Raw genomic sequence first — 22,616 nt, forward strand, 5'->3', positions numbered from 1 at the left:
TGTTTTTTTTTCTACTGAATATACATAGGTAGGTATACAATGGCAGAGCAATTTGCTGCATGGGAAGGCTTCACAGCTGGTGATTGGCAGAACGAAGTTAACGTTCGTGACTTTATCCAAAAGAACTACACTCCTTACGAGGGTGACGGCTCTTTCCTAGAAACAGAAGCGACTCCAGCTACAGCGAAACTATGGGACGCTGTAATGGAAGGCATCAAACAGGAAAACGCAACTCACGCACCTGTTGATTTCGATACTGACGTTATCTCTACCATCACTGCACACGATGCAGGTTACATCAACAAAGAACTAGAAACTATCGTAGGTCTTCAAACTGACGCGCCTCTTAAGCGTGCTTTGATCCCTAACGGTGGTATCCGTATGATCGAAGGTTCTTGCAAAGTTTACGGTCGTGAACTAAATGCAGACATCAAAAAGATCTACTCTGAGTACCGTAAAACTCACAACCAAGGCGTTTTCGATATCTACACTCCAGATATCCTAAAATGTCGTAAGTCTGGTGTTCTAACTGGTCTTCCAGATGCATACGGCCGTGGTCGTATCATTGGTGACTACCGTCGCGTAGCGCTATACGGTATTGATTACCTAATGAAAGACAAGCTAGCTCAATTCACTTCTCTACAGGAGCGTTTTGAGAAAGGCGAAGACCTACAGATGACTATGCAGCTTCGTGAAGAAATCTGCGAACAGCACCGTGCTCTAGGCCAAATCAAAGCAATGGCTGCAAAATACGGTTGTGACATCTCTGGTCCAGCAACAACTGCACAAGAAGCTATCCAGTGGACTTACTTCGGCTACCTAGCTGCTGTTAAGTCTCAAAACGGTGCTGCAATGTCTCTAGGTCGTACTTCGACTTTCCTAGACATCTTCATCGAGCGTGATATCGCTGCTGGTAAGATCACTGAAGCTCAAGCTCAAGAAATGATCGACCACTTCGTAATGAAGCTACGTATGGTTCGTTTCCTACGTACTCCTGAATACGATGAGCTATTCTCTGGCGACCCAATCTGGGCAACAGAATCAATGGGTGGTATGGGTCTTGACGGTCGTACACTAGTTACTCGTACTAACTTCCGTTTCCTAAACAGCCTATACACTATGGGTCCATCTCCAGAGCCAAACATCACTGTTCTTTGGTCTGAGCAACTACCTGTAGGCTTCAAGAAGTTCTGTGCGAAGGTATCTATCGATACTTCTTCTATCCAGTACGAAAACGACGACCTAATGCGTCCAGACATGAACTCTGACGACTACGCAATCGCATGTTGTGTATCTCCAATGGTTGTTGGTAAGCAAATGCAGTTCTTCGGTGCTCGTGCTAACCTTGCTAAAACTATGCTTTACTCTATCAACGGTGGTGTTGATGAGAAGCTTAAGATGCAAGTTGGTCCTAAGACTGAACCAGTAACTGCTGAAGTTCTTGATTACGCAGACGTTATGGATCGCCTAGATCACTTCATGGACTGGTTAGCAACTCAGTACGTGACTGCTCTAAACGCAATTCACTACTCTCACGACAAGTACAGCTACGAAGCGTCTCTAATGGCTCTTCATGACCGTGATGTTAAGCGTACTATGGCTTGTGGTATTGCTGGTCTTTCTGTTGCAGCTGACTCACTATCAGCAATCAAATACGCTACAGTTAAACCAATCCGTGATGAAGACGGTATCGCAATCGACTTCGAAATCGAAGGCGACTACCCTAAATTTGGTAACAACGATGCTCGCGTAGATGACATCGCTTGTGACCTAGTTGAGCGCTTCATGAACAAGATCCGTACTCACAAGATGTACCGTGATGCGATCCCAACTCAGTCTATCCTAACTATCACATCTAACGTTGTGTACGGTAAGAAGACTGGTAACACTCCAGACGGTCGTCGTGCAGGTGCTCCATTCGCACCAGGTGCAAACCCAATGCACGGTCGTGATGAGAAAGGTGCTGTAGCATCTCTAACTTCTGTAGGTAAACTACCATTTGCTCACGCTAAAGATGGTATTTCTTACACATTCTCTATCGTACCAAACGCTCTAGGTAAAGATCTTGATACTCAAGAAACTAACCTAGCAGGCCTAATGGATGGTTACTTCCACCACGAAGCTGGTATCGAAGGTGGTCAGCACCTAAACGTTAACGTTCTTAACCGTGAAACTCTAGAAGACGCAGTTAAGCACCCAGAGAAATACCCACAGCTAACTATCCGTGTATCTGGTTACGCTGTACGTTTCAACTCTCTAACTCCAGAGCAGCAACGTGACGTTATTTCTCGTACTTTCACTGCATCTCTATAATTTAGAGCTTACAGTTTAGTATGAATGAAAAAAGCCGGTCTAAGACCGGCTTTTTTATTGATGTCACAGGATAAAATAGCAAACTCGAATAAACGAGATATCTCACTATCCCGTTTCCCTTTCTTACTCTACTCTTTCTTTACTACCTTGCCTTTCCCTTTTTTCCCTTATTACCTTGCTCTTCCTACTTTCCCTGCTCTTACTTCTTTGCTCTTCCTTCTTTTCCCTGCTCTTACTTCTTTTCCCTTATCACCCTTCTCTTCCCTCTTTTCCCTGCTCTTCCCTATCTTCCCTTATCAAAAATCTATTGCTTATTATGCCCTACAACCTTCATTTCACACTTCAAGCAGTCAAACACCAGTTTCAACGTTTCTCCGCCCATTTCGAGAATCATAGGTTCAGCTTTAATTCCTTCAACTTGCTTAGGACACTGGTTAAAGCTAAAACGAAGACAATGCTTGGTGATCATTAGAGGAACATCTTCATACACTTTATTAAGCTCGTAAGCATCTTCAACTTCAATAACCCCGTGTTGCTGATAAAACGCTTTGGCTGAGGTATTAGCAACATTGCCCAAATAACTCAAATGACGCTTAGGAAACTCAACATCAGGATTGTATTTACCAGGAGCCGGACGTTGATAGCCATCAAAACGTGCCTGTTCTAAAGCTGTAATACCATCTCGACGAAGACCATTTAATACCGATGCTGGCGTAAACCACATCTGACTAGTCGTCACCTGAATATCACGCGCTTCAAAATCGGTATTGCCCAATTTATTTAGTTGCTTACGAATATTGGCTAAGGTTTTTTCAGCATCATTGGCAGGTGTTTTCTCACACTCAAACTCGACTTGGGCAGAAAAACCATAGTCATCTGTTAGTGTCAGCATCAAGCCTCGATGACTATCTGCTAATATCATACTCACACCGATACGACGACGACTTGAATCTTTTGCCAACAGATCTTCAAAGGCTTTATCAAAGTTGCGGTAAACCACCATACCTACTTTGAGATCTTTTGGCATTTGGGCAAAATATAAACGATTACCATCAGCTCGGTTAACGCGGATCCCCTGAAGCTTGTCATCACTTTGCTGAACTTTAAGGTAATTCTGGCTAAAGTATGCGATACCATCACCGTTATTAAATTCAAGATCAGAATCGAGTTCAATAAAATCTTTACCCACCAAACGGACTTTACCTGCTTTTTGTCCTAGGTATTTTGGCGTGCGAAAATCACTGATCCCAGTATTACGCTCTTGAACAAAATAGTCAGTTTTACCGCGGTTAAAGCTTTTATCAGGATCGGCATTAAAATTGGTTTCGACTCGACCGTGAGACGAGGAATATAACTCAGGACGACGAGCCATAATGGCATCTAATTCAAGACGATAGTGTGCAGTAACATTTTTCACATAACTGAGATCTTTTAGGCGACCTTCAATTTTAAATGAGCGCACACCCGCATCGATAAGCGCTTCTAGATTGGCTGTCTGGTTATTATCTTTAAGTGACAACAAATGCTGATTCTCAGCTAATACTTCCCCCTGACGTGTCTTTAAATTACAAGGTAGACGACACATTTGAGAACAAGAACCACGGTTGGCACTGCGGTTAGTAAATGCATGGCTGATATAACATTGGCCGCTGTAACTCACACAAAGCGCACCATGAATAAAAAACTCAATTTGCATATTAGTATGAGTGGCGATGTCATGAATTTGAGGTAAGCTTAATTCTCGAGCTAACACGACTTGAGTAAAACCCACCTGCTCTAAAAATTCGACCTTTTCTTTATCGCGGTTATCAATTTGCGTACTCGCGTGTAAAGCCAGTGGTGGAAGATTCAGTTGTAGAATACCCATATCCTGCACAATCAGAGCATCCGCGCCTGCATGATAGATATCCCAAATCAACTGTTCTGCCTGAGCTAATTCACTGTCAGACAAAATCGTATTAAGAGCAACAAATACCTGAGCATGGTATCTATGAGCAAATTCACACAAACGCTGGATATCTTCAATACTGTTTCCGGCCGCGGCACGAGCACCAAAGGCAGGACCACCAATGTAAACCGCATCGGCACCGTGCTTAATCGCCTCAATACCAAAATCGGCATTTTTAGCTGGAGCAAGAAGCTCAATACGATTTGAAATGTTATTTAATGGCGCTGTCGATAATTCAGAGGCTGACGTCATGATTATTTACGTATGTTAGAGAAAAGAAATTGTGACAAGTATAACACTCATATAATTAGGATTAGAGAGGTCATCTATAGTAAATACTTACTAAAAGTGGTGTTTTTTTATCCTTTAAGAGATTTCACTCATACCTGATTTTGTGTCATATCTTTTCTATCACAACACAAAAACACAATTAAAACAGATAGTTAAATATTATCTTAAAATAGGAGTCGATAAATATAAGTGTGGCTAAGACTAGGTTAAATAAGTAACTTGTAATAAAATATCCACATAATAAATCGCACAATGCGGAGAGATTTTGCAATGTCAGTAAAAGGTCGAATTCACTCTTTCGAATCTTGCGGAACCGTTGATGGCCCAGGTATCCGTTTTATCGTGTTTTTACAAGGCTGCTTAATGCGCTGCCAATATTGTCATAACCGAGATACTTGGGATCTAGATGACGGCAAAGAGATCACGGTAGACGAACTGATTACCGAAGCTAAATCTTACCGCTTCTTTATGAACTCATCTGGTGGTGGCGTAACAGCATCTGGCGGCGAAGCTATGTTACAACCAGAGTTTGTGCGTGATTTCTTTCGCGCCGCGCACGCAGAAGGCATCCATACTTGTCTAGATACTAACGGTTATATTCGTAAACATACGGATGTTATCGATGAAGTATTAGATGATACTGATTTGGTGATGCTAGATTTAAAACAACTGGATGATAGCATTCACCGTGAGCTGGTTGGTGTACCCAATAAACGTGTATTAGATTTTGCTCGTTACTTACATCAGCGCGGTCAAAAAACATGGATCCGTTATGTGATTGTTCCTGGCTATACCGATGATGAACGTTCTGCTCATTTACTGGGGGAATTTATCCAAGATATGGATAACATCGAGAAAGTTGAGTTGCTGCCTTATCACCAACTTGGTGAACATAAGTGGGAAGCAATGGGCTTTGATTACCCTCTAAAAGGTGTAAAACCACCGAAAAAAGAGACAATGGAAAAGATCAAAGAGATCATCCAAAGTTACAATCCAGAACGTAAGGTAATGTACTAAGTACGCGTAATTAGCTTAGTTTGAACAATTACATAATAAAAAGAGCGCTATTTTGAAGCGCTCTTTTTGTATGAATTGGTTCACGATATAAAATAGCGATATCGTAACGCAAACTGGCAACTTAAAATGGATGGGTATTAGCTGAAATCATAATTACAACAAAGGCAATTAGAAATGCCATAATACCGATAGAAATAGGTGCTGTATGCTGAATTTTAGTTACAGGTTCTTGCTCAGTCATTGTGGTTCCTTTATTGGCGATATTTTTATAAATTTATTCTCTCGCAAGATAAATTGATTTAAATCAAAAAACCACAATAGAATTTGAAAAGGATGTTTGCAAAATTCGCTATAGATTTTTTATCAGCAATTATGTATACCTTAAGAAAATATTTCGCATTTCTAACCTACTGGATTTACACACCTTCTTTTATTTCTATAAAAACCTCCTACTTATTACGTATTTTTCCTATTTATCCATGATAAAATTATGGTATAAACACAGCGCAAACGTTTGCGTAATTAAAAATACCGCAAAATATAGCATTAACCACCAATCCGCTTTTAACTTGCAGCAACGATTTTTCGATGCCGTTACTCTCATAAGGATGCGCCTTAATGAAAAGTGATATTCAAATTTGCCGTGAGACAATTCTCACTCCAATTGATCTAATCGCCCAACAAGCTGGCATCGAACCACAAGATCTGACCCCTCAAGGAACATTAAAGGCTAAAGTAAAGCCTGCGATTTTAAATCGTTTAGCAAATAAGCCAGAGGGTAAGTTAGTCCTTGTTACCGCCATTACACCCACTCCACTAGGCGAAGGAAAAACGGTAACCACAATTGGTTTGGCCCAAGGTCTGGCGAAGATCAATCAATCCGTTATGGCTTGTATTCGTCAACCATCAATGGGACCTGTATTTGGCGTTAAAGGTGGAGCTGCAGGTGGTGGTTATAGTCAGGTCGCACCTATGGAAAAGCTGAATCTTCATCTTACTGGTGATATCCATGCCGTAACTGCAGCTCACAACTTAGCGGCTGCCGCTCTTGATGCTCGCCTATACCATGAACAGCGTCTTGGCTATGATCTATTTAGCGAAAAAACAGGCTTACCTGCACTGCGCATTGATATTGATCGCATCGTCTGGAAACGAGTGATGGACCATAATGATCGCGCTCTTCGCATGATCACTATTGGTCAAAACGAACCAGGTAAAGATATTAATGGTATCGAGCGTCACGATGGCTTTGATATTTCAGCAGCGTCAGAGTTAATGGCTATTTTGGCCCTTTCTAATGACTTAGTGGATATGCGTGCACGTATCGGAAAAATCGTGCTTGCCTATGATCTTGATGGAAATCCAGTTACGGCAGAAGATCTACAAGTAGCAGGGGCAATGGCGGTTACCATGTGTGAAGCGATTGAACCAACCTTAATGCAAACGTTAGAAGGTGTACCGACCTTAATTCATGCCGGACCGTTTGCTAATATTGCTCATGGTAATTCATCAATTATTGCTGATAAAATCGGTCTAAAACTGGCCGATTTTGTTGTAACAGAAGGTGGTTTTGGCTCAGATATGGGCTTTGAGAAAGCGTGTAATATTAAAGCCCAACAGGCAAAACGAGGCCCTGACTGTGCCGTTGTTGTTGCCACATTACGCGGGTTAAAAGCCAACTCAGGTCTTTACGATCTTCGCCCTGGCCAACCCCTACCGGATACTATTTTTACACCAGATACTAATGCCTTAACTGCTGGTTTTGACAATCTGCGTTGGCATATTAACAATGCAGCCAAATATGGGGTTCCTGTGGTGGTTGCGATTAACCGCTTCCCACAAGACAGTGATGAAGAGCTTTCTCGACTTAAAGAGATGATCCTTAATACTGAATTTAATGTTCATGTCGATGTTGCTCTAAGTGAAGCCTTTGCCAAAGGTGGCGATGGCGCAACAGAGCTTGCCCATGCCGTGGTCAAAGCCTGCCAGACTCCAGCAAACTTCACCCCACTCTATCGTTTAGAGCAATCATTAGAAGAAAAACTTATGTGTGTGGCAGAGGTCGGTTACGGCGCTCAAGCGATCGAGCTCTCTGATTTAGCCAAACAACAACTGGCTCAATTTAAAGCACAAGGGTTTGATAATCTAGCCGTTTGTATGGCTAAAACGCCACTGTCTATTACGACCGATCCTGCGATTAAAGGGGCACCAACAGATTTTGTTGTTCCAGTAAGAGAATTAAAATTATGTGCAGGCGCAGGATTTGTCTACGCACTATGTGGCAATGTAATGACTATGCCCGGCCTACCAGAAAAACCCGCATATATGAATCTGGACCTAGATGCAGATGGCAATATTATCGGTTTAAGCTAAGCTTTAACTGCTCATTTTATGCTTTATTTCCCAAGCCAAGATTTTTTCTTGGCTTTTTTATATTTTTAATTAAATAACCTTTTAAAACATAATGTTATATCTAGAACAAAACCATCAAATCACCAACAATTAGGATAAAAGATAGGCGATTGATGTTATTTCGCTTAAAATTGTTCTCAGGTCGTCGTCAGATCAATTTTTTTTAATCGTAAACTGGCTAATCTCAAGGCAGATAAAAAACAATTTAAGGCTAATTCACATGGAAATGACTAACGCTCAACGTCTGATTCTTTCAAATCAATACACATTAATGGCGCAGATGGATCCTGATAATGCGGCTAAGTATCACCGCCTACAAACCATTGTAGAACGTGGCTATGCACTACAGATGCGTGAATTAAATAAAGATTTTGGGGAGTTATCGGAAGAAGAATGTCGCCGTGTAATCGACTTTATGGAAATGTATCACGCGCTACAAGAGTCTTATAAAATGCTTGATGCCGCTCACCAACAGCAGGTGGATCATCGCCGTCTACAATTTTTAGGATTCGATGCAGCGTCAGAAGCTCAACTTGTTCATTACGTACGATTCCTAACGGATGAAGAAGGCCTATATCCTCAGTTTGATAAAGCCGAGCACCACTTCAATAGCCAAGTTCCTATGCTAGAAAAATATAAGCGTATGCTACAGACTTGGCGCAACTGCCCACGTCAATACCACTTATCGGCAAGTGAGATTCAACAAATTTTTAGCGCATAAGTCGTTTGAAATTTAGACGAAACCTGAAAAAGTCAAGATTCATACTCTTGGCTTTTTTTGTCAAAAGTGACACATACATCGCAAAAATATCATTAAAAACCATATCCTCAACCATTATCAATTAAGAATTCATTCCCCAAACTATACAAAATAGGTATAAACTACTTTTTGCATAACAAAATTCTGCCGTATTTGGGATACAGTCATATTTTATGATGCGATATTTACTACTTTTTATTCTGTTCTGTTTCGCTTATACCGCAAAAGCGCAACAACTTACGATTCTTACAACATTTACAGAATCCACTATTGCACCATTAATTTGGCAATTTCAGCAACAGCACCCAAATCTGGAAATCGATGTACTCTCACGTCGAGAGTCTGCAGCTCTGCGCCAAATAACGCACAATCGCCAACATATTGATGTTATTGTCTCTTCATCTCGCATTATTTTTGCGCCGTTGATTAAAAATAATGAGTTACTTCCTCTACCTCATCAATTACAAAACAGACAAGGCAAATACGCTTTTTTCCAATACCCGGATCCAAACATCGCAATATTTGGATATTCTGGCTATGGCTTTATTGCCAATCAAGATTATTTACAGTTACATCAGCTGCCTGCTCCTACATCCTGGGAAATGCTAACAGATCCTATGTATGCAGGCCATGTCGCTATCGGTAGTCCAAGTCGCTCAATTACTACACATTTTATGGTTGAGAGTATTTTACAGCACTATGGGTGGGATAAAGGTTGGGCATTACTTTACCAAATTGCAGGCAATACTAAACAAATTGCTGCCCGCAGCTATGGTGTTAGCGATATGGTATCCCAAGGTGTCGCCGGGGTTGGCCCTGTGTTAGACAGTTTTGCTTTTGAATACCAGAAGCAATTTCCCTTTATTGAATTTCATTACCAGAAAAATACGCCACGATTACCAAGCTTTATTGCCGGAATTAAACATCCAACATCGAATAAATACGCACTAGAATTTATAGATTATGTACTATCTGAATCCACACAGACGAAACTAAAATCACTGATTAATAAATACGCTATTAACGATAAAATGATACGTCCAGAACTGCCTGAACCGCTCAAATTATCCTTAATGAAGCAAAGAGATTTGTTAGTTAAATACCTATTTGATCAAACCATTAGTTTTCAATTAACCAATATAAACCAAGCGTGGCAATTACTGCATAATATCGATAAATATCAACATCAGTTAACGCTATCCCAACAAAAAAGCTATCAAAAAGCGAAACAGCTTGCGTCAACACCGCCAATATCAGAACAAGACGTAGACACAAGAAATTTTGCTTATTTATCATCAAGCAGGCAGGATACTCTAACTCAAAAAACACTGACTCAATGGCGTGATACCATGCACAACAATTTGCTAGAATCGATCGCAATAAGTCAAAAGGTATTATCTCAGCTAAGGGGATAAAAATGAGTGTTAGCCGCTCAAATAAAACTATCGGTAATCGCCTCATTGCTGCTATTGGGTTTATGGCCTTTCTTACCATTGCGGTAAGCTTAATTGCCGCAACCAATTGGGAGCGGCTTAATCGTCAAATAGAAACAATTGTTCATCAAAACATGCCTACACTTCAGGTTAGTTATCAACTTGAACGAAAATCGGCAGGATTACAATCTGAACTCAATGAAATCGCTCTAACGCGAGACCCTATTGTATTTACTGCATTAAATAATAAGATTGACCAACATCTTGAATCGATAACAGCAGCAATAAAAAAAACCATTTCATTAGAAAATCATGTCGCGTTGAAAAAAGAACATGAGAAACTCACTCAAGATATCTCTATTTATATCCACTTATTAGCACAAAGAAATGAAGTACTTACCAATCTACAACAAACGCAAAATGCCATAAAATGGTTACACCAAGATTTGGTTGATGAGCTTTCACCTTTACGCCAAGATGTTGAATGGCAACTAAAACGTATGATGCCAACGGTTCAACAAGACCGAGCGTTAACTGAAGTCATGACTGAGTTTTCATTAATTCAAGCAATTACCATTAAAGAAAATGAACTTCATCAATTAATCGAAGATATTATTTTGCAGCGTCGCCAACGAGATCTTGGCAATGCTTTCTATTTTATTGATTACAAAATAAAAGAAATTACGCGTTTAAGTCTACAACTGGCTCATTATCAAACTACAACTAATTATCGCCAATTATTAAAAGAGTTTATTACATTAACAAGCCCTCAAGGTGATTTGCAAAAACAGTTACGTAAAGATGTCGATTTATCACGGAAAATAACACAGTTACAAGACTCTATTGGTAACCAAATGGTATCTCAAGAAGAGTTAATTCAAGCAATGGTAACGCAAGCGGATAACGACCTTAATCAGCTTAATAAAGAAACTCGTCATACTATCACTCTAAGTAATATCATTTTATTTGGGGTGGTATTTCTAACTATGTTTATCTCTATAATGTTGTCTATCTACTTAGTGGGAAAAGGTATTGTCAAACGCCTCAATTTATTAAGTCAGGATCTAACCGCGGTTACCAATGGAAAATTAGACTCACCAATACAGGTAACTGGTGATGATGAAATAGGTTTGATAGGTAATAATTTGCGCCTATTTTGCCAACAAATGCAAGAGATGCAAAAAACCAATGCTTTGAGTCTTATCAACAATACTCAAGCCAGTATCATTACATGTAATTTATTTGGAACGATTGAGTCGATGAACCCCAGTGCGCAAAAATTATTTCAACTGGATATCACAGATTCCTTAGTACAAATTTGGAACCTATTTGAACATGATATGCACGGTCGTTTACAAGCGCTCTTTGACACCGATAGCCCTCTTTTAAATCAAGGTGCTTTTAATCTGACACTTTGTCGAAAGATTATTGATGAAACGATTTATTTACGATTGGATTTTCGAATTTTTCAACAAGGTAACCAAGATAAGGTCATCGTAACGATCACCGATATTACAGAACAAGAAAATATCGCTCGTTGGTTAGAGAACATGGTTAAAGAAAAAACCCTCTCTTTGACCAATCGTAATCGCCAACTTAAAGAAGAGATTGAAGACAGAAAACGCATTGAAGCCGATTTAAGAAATACTCAAGATGAGCTCATTCAAGCAGCAAAAATGGCCGTTGTCGGTCAAACTATGACTTCGCTAGCCCATGAACTCAATCAACCATTGTCAGCAATAAGTACATATATCTTTACAGCTAAAATGGCTATTGAACGAGAAAATTATACAAAACTTCTCACGACGATAGAGAAAGTAGATAACCTAACTTCTCGAATGGGGCGTATAATCTCAAGTCTGAAGAGCTTTTCTAAAAAACAATCAGCTGGAAATGCATTGGCTAAAGTCGAAATACAAGAATCGATAAACCAAGCAATGATGATTGTTGAGAGCCGAGCTAAAATGCAAAAAACTGTGATCAATAACTTAGTTCCACCTGGTTTATTTGCATTGGCTGATCAAGTTCAGTTAGAACAAATTTTGGTTAATTTATTAGTCAATAGCTGTGATGCTGTCGCTAGAAATCAACACCGCACCATTGATATTATTCTTCTATCGCAAGATAGCGTTTCCATCAAACTCGCGGTAAGCGATTCAGGTTCAGGCTTTGGCGAAGACATTATAAAAAAATTATTTATTCCATTTACCACAACCAAAGATGTGGGATTAGGTTTGGGCTTAAGTATCTGTCGCTCAATTATGACCCGCCTAAATGGAGATATCTTCCTTGCATCGAATCTCAACCACGGTGCAATGGTCGTTTTGGAGTTAAAACATTATGTTAGTGAGTGATGATATTCAGGTATTGGTCGTTGATGACGATAACGATGTACTCGACGCCTATCAAGATATGTTAGAGATTGCGGGGTTTGAAGTAAAAACCACCAGCGATCCCACTCAAGTCGTTACAATGATTGATCGTAATTGGCCCGGTGTTGTTGTCACCGATATGTATATGCCAGGGCTTAGTGGAATTGATCTGCTCAAACAGCTGCACCAACAAGATAAAGAACTGCCGGTGATTATTATTACTGGTCATGGTGATATCCCAATGGCAGTAGATGCGGTTCGTCAAGGTGCTACAGATTTCTTAGAGAAACCGCTACAACCTATGGCGCTAATTACCCTGCTTGAGAAGTTTATTCCACAACGCCGACAAATTATTGAGCAACGCAAAACATTAGAATTTGCAGCGAATGACACACTGCTCGGTGATAGCCCATTAATTGCAAAAATCCGAGATCAAATTGCTAATGCCGCATCGACTCGAAAAGATGTACTGATTGAAGGTGAAACAGGATCAGGTCGTCATTCTGTAGCAAAATTACTGCATAAAAATAGTGATGTTGCAGAAGGACCATTACTTGAAGTGAATGGCAGCTCTATAAAAAATGCCATGGAAATGCAGCACCATCTCAATAGTGCTCGTGGTGGTAGCTTGATTTTGACGAATCCACACTTTATGCCAATTGAGATCCAGCAATGGTTATGCCGTACGCTATTAGAGCAAGAGCGTTTAGGTAGAAAAGAAACTCGCGTATTAGCAATTGTTGAAGGGTTAGCGGAACCTTTTGTAGAAAAAGAAGAGTTTGTACCAGAATTATTCTATTTCTTAAGCCAAGTGCGTTTTTCATTACCAACGTTGAGACAACGAGCCTGTGATATTACGCCTCTATTTAAGCACTTTTTGAAACTCAGTTGCTTAAAGCTCAACAAACCGATACCAACAGTAGATAAAGCGTATATCAATACACTAAATCGTCATGAATGGTCAGGTAATGTCTTAGAGCTTAAAAATGTGGCTGAACTCTATGCTATTGGTATTGTAAAACTGGCAGGTCAAGAACGTTCGCAACCTCTAGAACAGATGAGTAGTCCTCTTGATGATTTGATCGATGGTTATGAAAAACAAGTTATTGAAGATGCGCTATATCTATTTGCGGGGCGCATAAATGATGTTTCTGCTTATCTACAAATACCACGTAAAAAGCTCTATCTTCGAATGAAAAAGCATGGCTTAGATAAAGCTGAATATAAAGCGCACAGTTCAAACTAACACTAATTTCCCCCAACGGTAATAACCAAACCTTGGGGGTATCCTCTCTTTATAATCCAAGAGCCCAACGCATAAATGTTTTTCGTTGTGTTTCATCAGCTTGTTGGTACAGTGATTTTAATAGTTCCTGGCGCTGAGTTGGAGACAATTTACTAACATCAATGGGCATGACTGTTTTTGAGCTTGCATCGAATACGGGCGTGGCCTCCACAGTCATAGTAGATGTAACAACCGGTGCTACCGCTATTTTATGGCTAGCTGATATTGTATTTTGCGTTGGTGCAGCTTCTGCTTGGGGCATAATCTGTTCAGCCAACAGTGCATTATAATCAGCAAGTAAAGGTGAACCACTAAAGCCGATTGCTTTCATCTTATATTCTACCGATTGTCCCTCTCCATTAATAAGATCAAATTTCGGTGCCTTGGCAAATTTCACAATCTCTTGAGGCGTATCGATTCTTGGAGCCACAAGCTTAATAACATCATCCTGAGCAGAAAAAGTGACGAGCAAAGGCTGAGAGTGAATATATCCCATCGATTGTGCCGTTGAGTGTGGATTTCTTGGGCTCTCAAAACGGATTAAGACTTGCTGTTGACCATCTGTTAAATTGATCTGCTTTTGAGCTTTTTTAAGTTCTTGTGACTGAGCCGCGAGAACAGAAAAATAAGACGGCATTTCTAAGCTAACATTGGCTTGCGCTGCATAAGAGCTTAAAAGTACAGCAGCATAAGCAAGTGAGGTGATTCTTTTCATCATTACTACCTAGTAAATACAGTGAAAGCCAGTAGTTGATATCACTACTGGCTTATTAATCATGCTCGGTTACAGTTTAGAATTCGTAACGTAATCCAACATGGAAGTAGTCTTCTTCTGGATTATTCCAGCCATTCCAATCAATCGATGGAATAGAACCATTACCTTTTTTACCATCACGGAAAACATAACTAGTAAAGATAGAAGAGCGATCGGTAAGCTTATATTGTGCTTCTAACGTAGTATCTTTGTATTCTGTTTCATCACCACCCTCATTTTCTAATGAGCGGTAACCAGCACGTAATGCCCAACTGTCATTAAGATCATAAACTGCAGTTAATTCATAAACTTTATCTTTACTCTTTTCACGACCATCAAAGAAGCCTAATTCGCCCTCAGAGTACATGGCACCAAGCATCAACTTCTCAATATAGTAACGTGTACCAACACCCCAGAATGTATAATCTTTCGCATCGTTATTTTTGTTGTCTGTCTCATCATATTGATACGCAACCACAGGTGCCAACTTACCTGCATTACCTAAATCTAGTGTATAACGTAGGGCACCATTGTAAGCCGTTTTCAGATCAGAAGTGCCGTTACCTAAGATATAAGCCGCTGAGACATCTAGGGCACCAAAAGTGTTTTGATATTGAAGCGTGCCATCTTGACGGAATACTTGAGTTGCCGTTGAATCAATCGCACTCACTTGACGAGCAATAGTTACATCTGATGCTGCAAATACATCAGCAATGTCAGTCAACATAATTAAGCCAGACGCTACACGACCACCAGTAATTTTACCGTACTCAGAAGCATCGATCCCTGCCCAAACATAACGAGCAGTTAAGTCCTTACTATCTGAATTAAGATTATTAGCATATTCAGCAGCATTCACTTGGTATTCAGCCCAACCAATAACTGAAACCTTATCATTAACCGTTTGTGAGCCACCAAGACCAATTCGACCATCAAAATTACCATCGACATGAGATTCATCGCCATCGTTATCACGATCAGTGATGTTAAAGCCTAAACGACCATACACATCAACATGAGAACCGTCTTCAGCTTGATAAATTGTTGCGGCCTGAACGGTTGATGCCATCATTACCGCTGGAATCGTTACTGCTAAAAGTGTTTTTTTCATTGTATTCAATCCTATTTGAACCATTTCCTTCACAACAGAACAAAGAAATCCCCCTAATTGCTTTCTTTGCCATAAAAAAAATGGATATGAAGTTATTTCTATCCTACAAATAACCAAGCAACAAAATGCTTTAAAAACATTCAATAACTTAATTAATTGTCAAAATAGCGAAAATAACTGAACGAATACTGAATAAAAAAACGCTTAATCACTATAATTTTTAGCTGTGATTGAGATCTATTTTTGCTTTTCAAAATATGTGATCCGTATCCTTCACTCCCTTAGCACTAAAATGTATAGAGCACTAATAAATTTTGAGAGCTATAAACAGAGATAGATATTTCACGAGAAAAAAATAATGAGTATCACTTTAAGAGGAATACTTATTAGGCCAATAAGGGAACAAGAAATGGGATGGTGTTGAAATCTAGTATCTCAACCGTATTTAGGTAAAATAACGCGATTCTCTTTTTGCAGGTTTTACTTATGTCTTATCAATGTCCCCTATGCCACCACGCTCTTTCTTTGACTGATCATCATTGGCGCTGCCAAAACAATCATCAATTTGATGTGGCAAAAGAAGGCTATGTAAATTTAATGCCTGCGCACCATAAAAGCTCCAAAAATCCTGGTGATAACAAAGAAATGATGCAGGCTCGCCGCTTGTTTTTAAATACTGACCACTACCAACCTTTGCGTGATGCTGTTATTGCCCAATTACAGCAATATTTACCAGAACAAGCTCAGCAACTATTAGATATTGGCTGTGGTGAGGGTTATTACACCAGTGAATTTGAACAACTGCATTCTCAATATCCTGAGTTACAGATTCATGGACTTGATATCTCAAAAGTGGCGGTAAAATATGCGGCTAAACGCTACCATAACTGTCATTTTTGTGTCGCTTCTAGCCATCGTCTTCCGTTTGCTGATGATTTCCTTGATGGTGTTGTTCGTATTTATGCCCCATGTAAAGGGGAAGAATTATATCGAACCATTAAGGCTGAGGGGATTTTAGTCGCTGTTACTCCAGCGCCACGCCATCTCTACCAATTAAAAGAATTGATCTATTCGGACGTGCATCTGCATGATGTACCACCAGAAGACATTGAAGGTTTTGAACTGATTGTTGATGATAACTTGCACTACGATATGACATTAAATGGTGAAGAAGCGAGTGCGCTTATGCAGATGACACCTTTTGCTTGGAAAACTTCAGAAGCAGTTTGGCAACAATTAAAAGCAGCACAGAACTTCCACTGCGAAGCGGATTTTGCGATTCGAGTTTATAAAAAGCATAGCAATAAAGCTTAAGTAACACACTTGTATACCAATCAAAGGTGAGAGTAACTATCAATATCATTTGATAATAACTCTCATCTTTACTACTATCCGTTGCAACGCCCAATCTCATTTTTTGCAATGGATACATTATGAAAGCTTGGTTACCTCTTACCATCGCCGCCCTCTTAACGGGATGTGCCACAGCGCCACAACCATCCTCTAAGCTCAATACTTTCTACGATTACCACATCACAGATTCCAACCACAATACGATGACAGTCGAGCAGTTAGCAAAGCAATTAGAAAATGCTGATGTTGTTTTAGTCGGTGAATGGCATGGACACCCAGCAGCTCACCTACTCCAAGCCCAGTTATTGGCAGCGTTATACCAACAAAATGCTGACCTAACCCTTTCTATGGAACAATTTACCCGAGATAAACAAGGGGTACTTAATGATTATCTTGCTGGCAAAATAGGTGAAAGCACGCTAACTAAAGAAGCCAATGCATGGCCTAATTACACCAGTGATTACCGTCCTTTAGTTGAATTTGCCAAGCAAAACCAGCTTGATGTACTCGCAGCTAATGCGCCAAAGTCTATTGTACGATGTATAGGTCAACAAGGTGGCGACTACCTAAATAAGCTGCCTGAAAATGAACGACAATGGGTTGCATCAAAACTCACGTTATCCAACGACGCCTACAAACAAAAATTTAAAGCATCGATGCATCATGGCGATGAGGCAAAGACAGAACGTCAATTTGCGGCGCAAACTGCTTGGGACGATACTATGGCTGAAAGTATTGTGAATTACTTAGTTCAACATCCAAACCATCAGATTATGCATACCGCCGGACGTTTTCATGTAATGGATGGGCTGGGTACCGCATCAAGGATCAAAGCGCGTAACCCTAAATTACAGGTAGCTCTAGTGACTCCCGTGACCAAAAACGACGACGTTACAGTAGGTTCTGTTGATTATCGAGTTGAAATGATGAGTCTGCCCAAAAGCTATGTGCAGAAAGATAAAATGATGGCTGCGATGCAAATGATCCAGCAAAGAAACAGCAACTTAAAATGTTATTAACGACTAAATTAGCTGTATTATTTAGCCACTAAAAAGCAGAACCCCACCGGCGGCCAAGCTGTGGGGTTCGAGGGAGAGACATCCAATATCTCTTGTAGCCCGTTCAATATAACAAAGCTTCCTTTCTCCATCCTGAACAGTATGCTTTTTACGTACTATATCGTTCATTTATGACAACAAAATGAACAAAAAACCAAACTATCCTACTGAAAATCTAAAACCAACGTTCTAGTGCGCTACTGTCTAATTGCTTAAATGCTCGGTTTAGCACCTCTGCTAACTCTTTATATCTTGGCGTTTTTTTTACTGGTGGTAAGGCATGACCTTCTGCACTGATCTTGTCATGAATTTCTCGATACCATGATGCTAGAGAAACCGGTAAGACTTTGCGGCTTCGTTTACCTAACCACCACAAGCCTTGCAATGGCATGGATAAAGCAAACAGTGCAACGGCCATTGCTTGTGGCATTGATGAGTAATGAGCAAACGTCATCTGACTTAAAATACTAATAACAGCCACCGCCGGCATCACTCGAATCGCGAATTTGGTTGCTTTGATATAGCGATACTCAGGAAAAATTGGCATCAATTCTTTGCGCATTGGCCAAATATCCATGTACTGCTGCCCGTTTGTAAAATGTTGCCAAAATGAGTGTCGAGTCATAATGCACCAATAAATAAACAACTTTCAAAAAAAAGTATAAAACTTAAAAAATTTAGATAATAAACTTGATTCAAATTAATTTTTTGCAAAAATCTTTTTGTTATATTCCGTAACAATCGCTATCCTATGCACGCCTTTTATAATTGTTGCCCGATATTGTGATATTGGCAACTTGGCAGCTTCAAGGATGACCCAGAATTGCTGGTTACTCAATTCCCATTAATGGAATGATTCAGAATTTAGCCCAGATTAGTACGATAGTTAAAAATCGTCTATTCTATGGGTACTTTTTATTCAAATGAATATCAACTTTCAGACAGATTATAGGTAGTCACACTCATGTCTAAGCTGGTTTTAGTTCTAAACTGCGGTAGTTCATCTCTAAAGTTCGCAATCATCGATCCAGTATCAGGTGAAGAACATCTTTCAGGTCTAGCAGAATGTCTAGGTCTTCCAGAAGCTCGTATCAAGTGGAAACTTGATGGCAAGCACGAAGCACAACTAGGTGAAGGTGCTGCTCACGAAGAAGCTCTAGCATTCATGGTTGATACTATCCTTGCTTCTAAGCCTGAGCTTAAAGAGAACCTAGGCGCTATCGGTCACCGTATCGTTCACGGTGGCGAGCAATTCACAGCATCTGCTCTAATCGACGATGTTGTACTTAAAGGTATCGAAGACGCTGCAACTTTCGCACCGCTTCACAACCCAGCTCACATCATCGGTATTGAAGCTGCTAAGCACAACTTCCCTGAGCTTAAGAACGTAGCTGTATTTGATACTGCGTTCCACCAGTCAATGCCTGAAGAAGCGTTCCTATACGCAATTCCTTACAACCTATACAAAGAGCACGGTATCCGTCGTTACGGCGCTCACGGTACTTCTCACCGCTTCATCGCTCGCGAAACTGCAGAGCGTCTAGGTAAGCCACAAGAAGAACTAAACATCATCAACTGTCACCTAGGTAACGGTGCATCTGTATGTGCTATTAAGAACGGTCAGTGTGTTGATACTTCAATGGGTCTAACTCCTCTTGAAGGTCTAGTAATGGGTACTCGTTGTGGTGACCTAGACCCTGCTGTTATGTTCCACCTACACGACAAGCTAGGCATGAGCGTTGATCAAATCAACACTATGTTCACTAAAGAGTCTGGCCTTCTAGGTCTAACTGGTGTGACTTCTGACTGTCGTTTCGTTGAAGACAACTACGGCGATAAAGAAGAAGCAACTCGTGCAATGGACGTGTTCTGTCACCGTCTAGCTAAGTACGTTGCTGGCTACACTGCGACTCTTGATGGTCGTCTAGACGCTATCGTATTCACTGGTGGTATCGGTGAAAACTCTGGCCCTATCCGTGAAATGGTTCTTAACCGTCTAGCTATCTTCGGTATCGAAGTTGATGGTGAAGCAAACCTTAAAGCACGTTTCGGCGGCGAAGGCGTAATCACTTCTGCAAACAGCCGTATTCCTGCAATGGTTGTTTCTACTAACGAAGAACTAGTAATCGCTGAAGACACAGCTCTTCTAGCAAACATCTAATTCATTAGTATCTCAAACGGCTGGCTCTATGCCGGCCGTTTTTTCATGGTATTTCCATGATGCACTTGTGGTGCTGCTCTATGGCTATCTTTTCTGAGATTCATGTTTAGAGAAGGGTTATTGAACAGCACTTTATGTCCAATAGTTCTGAGGAATCTATAGTGTCTCGTACTATTATGCTTATTCCAGTTGGTGCTGGAGTTGGTTTAACTAGCGTTAGCCTTGGTGTGCTACGCGCTATGGAACGCAAAGGCGTTCGTGTTTCTTTCTTTAAGCCTATCGCACAGCCACGTCAAGGCGGCGAGCAGCCAGACCTAACTACAACAATCATCCGTGCTAACAGCGATATGCAAATCGCTGATCCATTATCAATGGCAAGCGCAGAAGAGTTGATCCGTAACGACCAAACTGATGTTCTACTAGAAGAAATCGTTGCTCGTTTTAAAGCAGCAACTGCAAACTCTGAAGTTGCTCTTATCGAAGGTCTAGTACCAACTCGTAAGCACCCATTTGCGAACCAAATCAACTTTGAAATCGCAAAAACGCTTGATGCTGAAATCGTATTTGTTGTATCACCTGGTACTGATAACGCTTCTCAGCTTAAAGAGCGTATCGAAGTAGCATGTTCTAACTTCGGTGGCATCAAAAACAAACAAATCTCTGGTGTTATCGTTAACAAGCTTAACGCACCTGTTGATTCAGAAGGCCGCACTCGCCCTGACCTTTCTGAAATCTTTGATGATGCAGAAGCAGCACTATCTTCAAACGTTGAAGTAATGCAAGTATTTAACTCTAGCCCAATCCGTGTACTAGGTTGTGCACCTTGGAGCCCAGAGCTAATTGCAACTCGTGCAACAGACATTGCTCAGCACCTAAATGCTGAAGTTCTAAACGAAGGTGAAATCGCGACTCGTCGTATTAAGAGCATCACTTTCTGTGCACGCTCTATCCCTCACATGGTTGAGCACTTCCGTCCAGGTTCACTACTTGTAACTTCTGCGGATCGTCCAGACGTAATCGTAGCGGCTTGTCTTGCTGCAATGAACGGCGTTGAGATTGGTGCACTTCTTCTAACTGGCGGTTACGACCTACCAAAACCAGTTATGGATCTATGTGAGCGTGCATTTGCAACTGGTCTTCCAGTTCTTAGCGCACAAGGCAACACTTGGCAGACTTCTCTAAACCTACAGAGCTTCAGCCTAGAAGTTCCTGCAGATGATAAAGAGCGTGTTGAGTTTGTTAACGAATACATGGCTAGCCACATCGATGGTCAGTGGATTGAATCTCTAACTGAAGGTTCAACTCGCGAGCGTCGTCTAAGCCCACCAGCATTCCGTTACCAGCTAACTGAACTTGCTCGTAGCGCAGCTAAGCGTATCGTGCTTCCTGAAGGTGACGAGCCACGTACAGTTAAAGCAGCTGCTATCTGTGCTGAGCGCGGCATTGCAGAATGTGTGCTTCTTGGTAACCCAGAAGAGATCAAGCGCGTTGCAGAACAGCAAGGTGTGACTCTAGGTGCTGGCGTAACTATCATCAACTCTGATGAAGTTCGTGAAAACTACGTTGCTCGTCTAGTTGAGCTTCGTGGCGCGAAAGGTATGACTGAAGTAGTTGCTCGTGAGAAACTACAAGATTCAGTATTCCTAGGTACAATGATGCTAGAAAACAACGAAGTTGACGGTCTAGTATCTGGTGCTGTACACACAACAGCAAACACTATCGTACCTCCATTCCAGATCATCAAGACTGCACCAGATGCCTCTATCGTATCTTCTGTATTCTTCATGCTTCTACCTGACCAAGTATTGGTTTACGGTGACTGTGCGATCAACCCAGATCCAACAGCTGAGCAACTTGCTGAAATCGCTATCCAATCTGCAGATTCTGCAAAAGCATTTGGTATCGATCCTCGCGTAGCAATGATCTCTTACTCTACTGGTACTTCTGGTAAGGGTGCAGACGTTGATAAAGTACGTGAAGCAACTCGCATCGCTCAAGAGAAACGTCCAGATCTTGTTATCGACGGTCCTCTACAGTACGACGCAGCGATCATGGAAAACGTGGCAGCATCTAAAGCGCCTAACTCTCCAGTAGCAGGTAAAGCAACTGTATTTGTATTCCCAGACCTAAACACTGGTAACACAACTTACAAAGCGGTACAGCGTTCAGCAGACCTAGTATCTATCGGTCCAATGCTGCAAGGTATGCGCAAGCCTGTAAACGACCTATCTCGTGGTGCTCTAGTAGACGATATCGTATACACAGTAGCGCTAACTGCGATTCAGGCAAAACAAGCTGAAACTAACTAATAAGAGTTAATCTCTTAGCTAGTGAAATACAAAAATGCC

General features: G+C 40.8%; 15 protein-coding genes. 11 read left to right on the forward strand and 4 right to left on the reverse strand.

Annotated features, from left to right (window positions below):
• Window positions 1-39: 39 nt before the first annotated feature.
• Complete coding sequence (gene pflB / locus WAX86_RS11035) at window positions 40-2,313, forward strand: formate C-acetyltransferase (protein ID WP_065171648.1); 2,274 nt, start codon at window positions 40-42, stop codon at window positions 2,311-2,313.
• Between the two features lie 304 nt (window positions 2,314-2,617).
• On the opposite strand, the gene WAX86_RS11040 is transcribed toward pflB, so the two are convergent.
• Window positions 2,618-4,513: a U32 family peptidase gene (locus WAX86_RS11040; RefSeq protein WP_341488819.1), complete on the reverse strand. Its 1,896-nt coding sequence runs from the start codon at window positions 4,511-4,513 to the stop codon at window positions 2,618-2,620.
• Between the two features lie 309 nt (window positions 4,514-4,822).
• Here WAX86_RS11040 and pflA point away from each other — a divergent pair, with 309 nt between their 5' ends.
• The 6 genes from pflA (at window position 4,823) to WAX86_RS11070 (ending at window position 13,792) form a co-directional block, all read left to right on the forward strand.
• Window positions 4,823-5,569: a pyruvate formate lyase 1-activating protein gene (gene pflA, locus WAX86_RS11045; protein ID WP_065171650.1), complete on the forward strand. Its 747-nt coding sequence runs from the start codon at window positions 4,823-4,825 to the stop codon at window positions 5,567-5,569.
• Window positions 5,570-6,187: 618 nt separating this feature from the next.
• Window positions 6,188-7,942: a formate--tetrahydrofolate ligase gene (locus WAX86_RS11050; RefSeq protein WP_341488820.1), complete on the forward strand. Its 1,755-nt coding sequence runs from the start codon at window positions 6,188-6,190 to the stop codon at window positions 7,940-7,942.
• A 259-nt stretch (window positions 7,943-8,201) separates the two neighbouring features.
• Window positions 8,202-8,702 carry a YfbU family protein gene (locus WAX86_RS11055; RefSeq protein ID WP_005298125.1) on the forward strand — a complete coding sequence of 167 codons (501 nt, stop codon included), beginning with the start codon at window positions 8,202-8,204 and terminating at the stop codon, window positions 8,700-8,702.
• 212 nt (window positions 8,703-8,914) lie between these two features.
• Window positions 8,915-10,156, forward strand: a complete 1,242-nt coding sequence (locus tag WAX86_RS11060) for an extracellular solute-binding protein (RefSeq protein WP_341488821.1) — start codon at window positions 8,915-8,917, stop codon at window positions 10,154-10,156.
• Between the two features lie 2 nt (window positions 10,157-10,158).
• Window positions 10,159-12,528, forward strand: a complete 2,370-nt coding sequence (locus tag WAX86_RS11065) for an ATP-binding protein (RefSeq protein WP_341488822.1) — start codon at window positions 10,159-10,161, stop codon at window positions 12,526-12,528.
• Complete coding sequence (locus WAX86_RS11070) at window positions 12,515-13,792, forward strand: sigma-54 dependent transcriptional regulator (protein ID WP_238071406.1); 1,278 nt, start codon at window positions 12,515-12,517, stop codon at window positions 13,790-13,792. The genes WAX86_RS11065 and WAX86_RS11070 overlap by 14 nt, the downstream gene beginning before the upstream one ends.
• Window positions 13,793-13,841: 49 nt before the next feature.
• On the opposite strand, the gene WAX86_RS11075 is transcribed toward WAX86_RS11070, so the two are convergent.
• Both WAX86_RS11075 and WAX86_RS11080 read right to left on the reverse strand, forming a co-directional pair.
• Window positions 13,842-14,549, reverse strand: a complete 708-nt coding sequence (locus WAX86_RS11075) for a DUF2057 domain-containing protein (protein WP_341488823.1) — start codon at window positions 14,547-14,549, stop codon at window positions 13,842-13,844.
• A 73-nt stretch (window positions 14,550-14,622) separates the two neighbouring features.
• Window positions 14,623-15,696, reverse strand: coding sequence for a porin (locus WAX86_RS11080; RefSeq protein WP_068968991.1), 1,074 nt, complete (start codon window positions 15,694-15,696; stop codon window positions 14,623-14,625).
• Between the two features lie 486 nt (window positions 15,697-16,182).
• Between WAX86_RS11080 and rlmA the strand changes: the two genes are divergently transcribed.
• Together rlmA and WAX86_RS11090 are read left to right on the forward strand one after the other, a co-directional pair.
• Window positions 16,183-17,010, forward strand: a complete 828-nt coding sequence (rlmA, locus tag WAX86_RS11085) for a 23S rRNA (guanine(745)-N(1))-methyltransferase (protein WP_065171656.1) — start codon at window positions 16,183-16,185, stop codon at window positions 17,008-17,010.
• Window positions 17,011-17,129: 119 nt separating this feature from the next.
• The gene (locus tag WAX86_RS11090) at window positions 17,130-18,068 is read left to right on the forward strand and encodes a ChaN family lipoprotein (protein WP_341488824.1); all 939 of its coding nucleotides are present in this window, start codon (window positions 17,130-17,132) and stop codon (window positions 18,066-18,068) included.
• Between the two features lie 214 nt (window positions 18,069-18,282).
• On the opposite strand, the gene yfbV is transcribed toward WAX86_RS11090, so the two are convergent.
• Window positions 18,283-18,732 (reverse strand): terminus macrodomain insulation protein YfbV, encoded by a 450-nt coding sequence (yfbV, locus tag WAX86_RS11095; protein ID WP_044174827.1) that lies wholly within the window; start codon window positions 18,730-18,732, stop codon window positions 18,283-18,285.
• Between the two features lie 339 nt (window positions 18,733-19,071).
• Here yfbV and WAX86_RS11100 point away from each other — a divergent pair, with 339 nt between their 5' ends.
• Entirely contained in the window at window positions 19,072-20,268 is a 1,197-nt protein-coding gene (locus WAX86_RS11100) for an acetate kinase (RefSeq protein WP_065171658.1), read from the forward strand.
• A 176-nt stretch (window positions 20,269-20,444) separates the two neighbouring features.
• Entirely contained in the window at window positions 20,445-22,577 is a 2,133-nt protein-coding gene (pta, locus tag WAX86_RS11105) for a phosphate acetyltransferase (protein WP_036764849.1), read from the forward strand.
• The last annotated feature ends 39 nt before the right edge of the window (window positions 22,578-22,616 follow it).

It is taken from the genome of Photobacterium damselae subsp. damselae, assembly GCF_038086725.1.
GTDB lineage: Bacteria > Pseudomonadota > Gammaproteobacteria > Enterobacterales > Vibrionaceae > Photobacterium > Photobacterium damselae.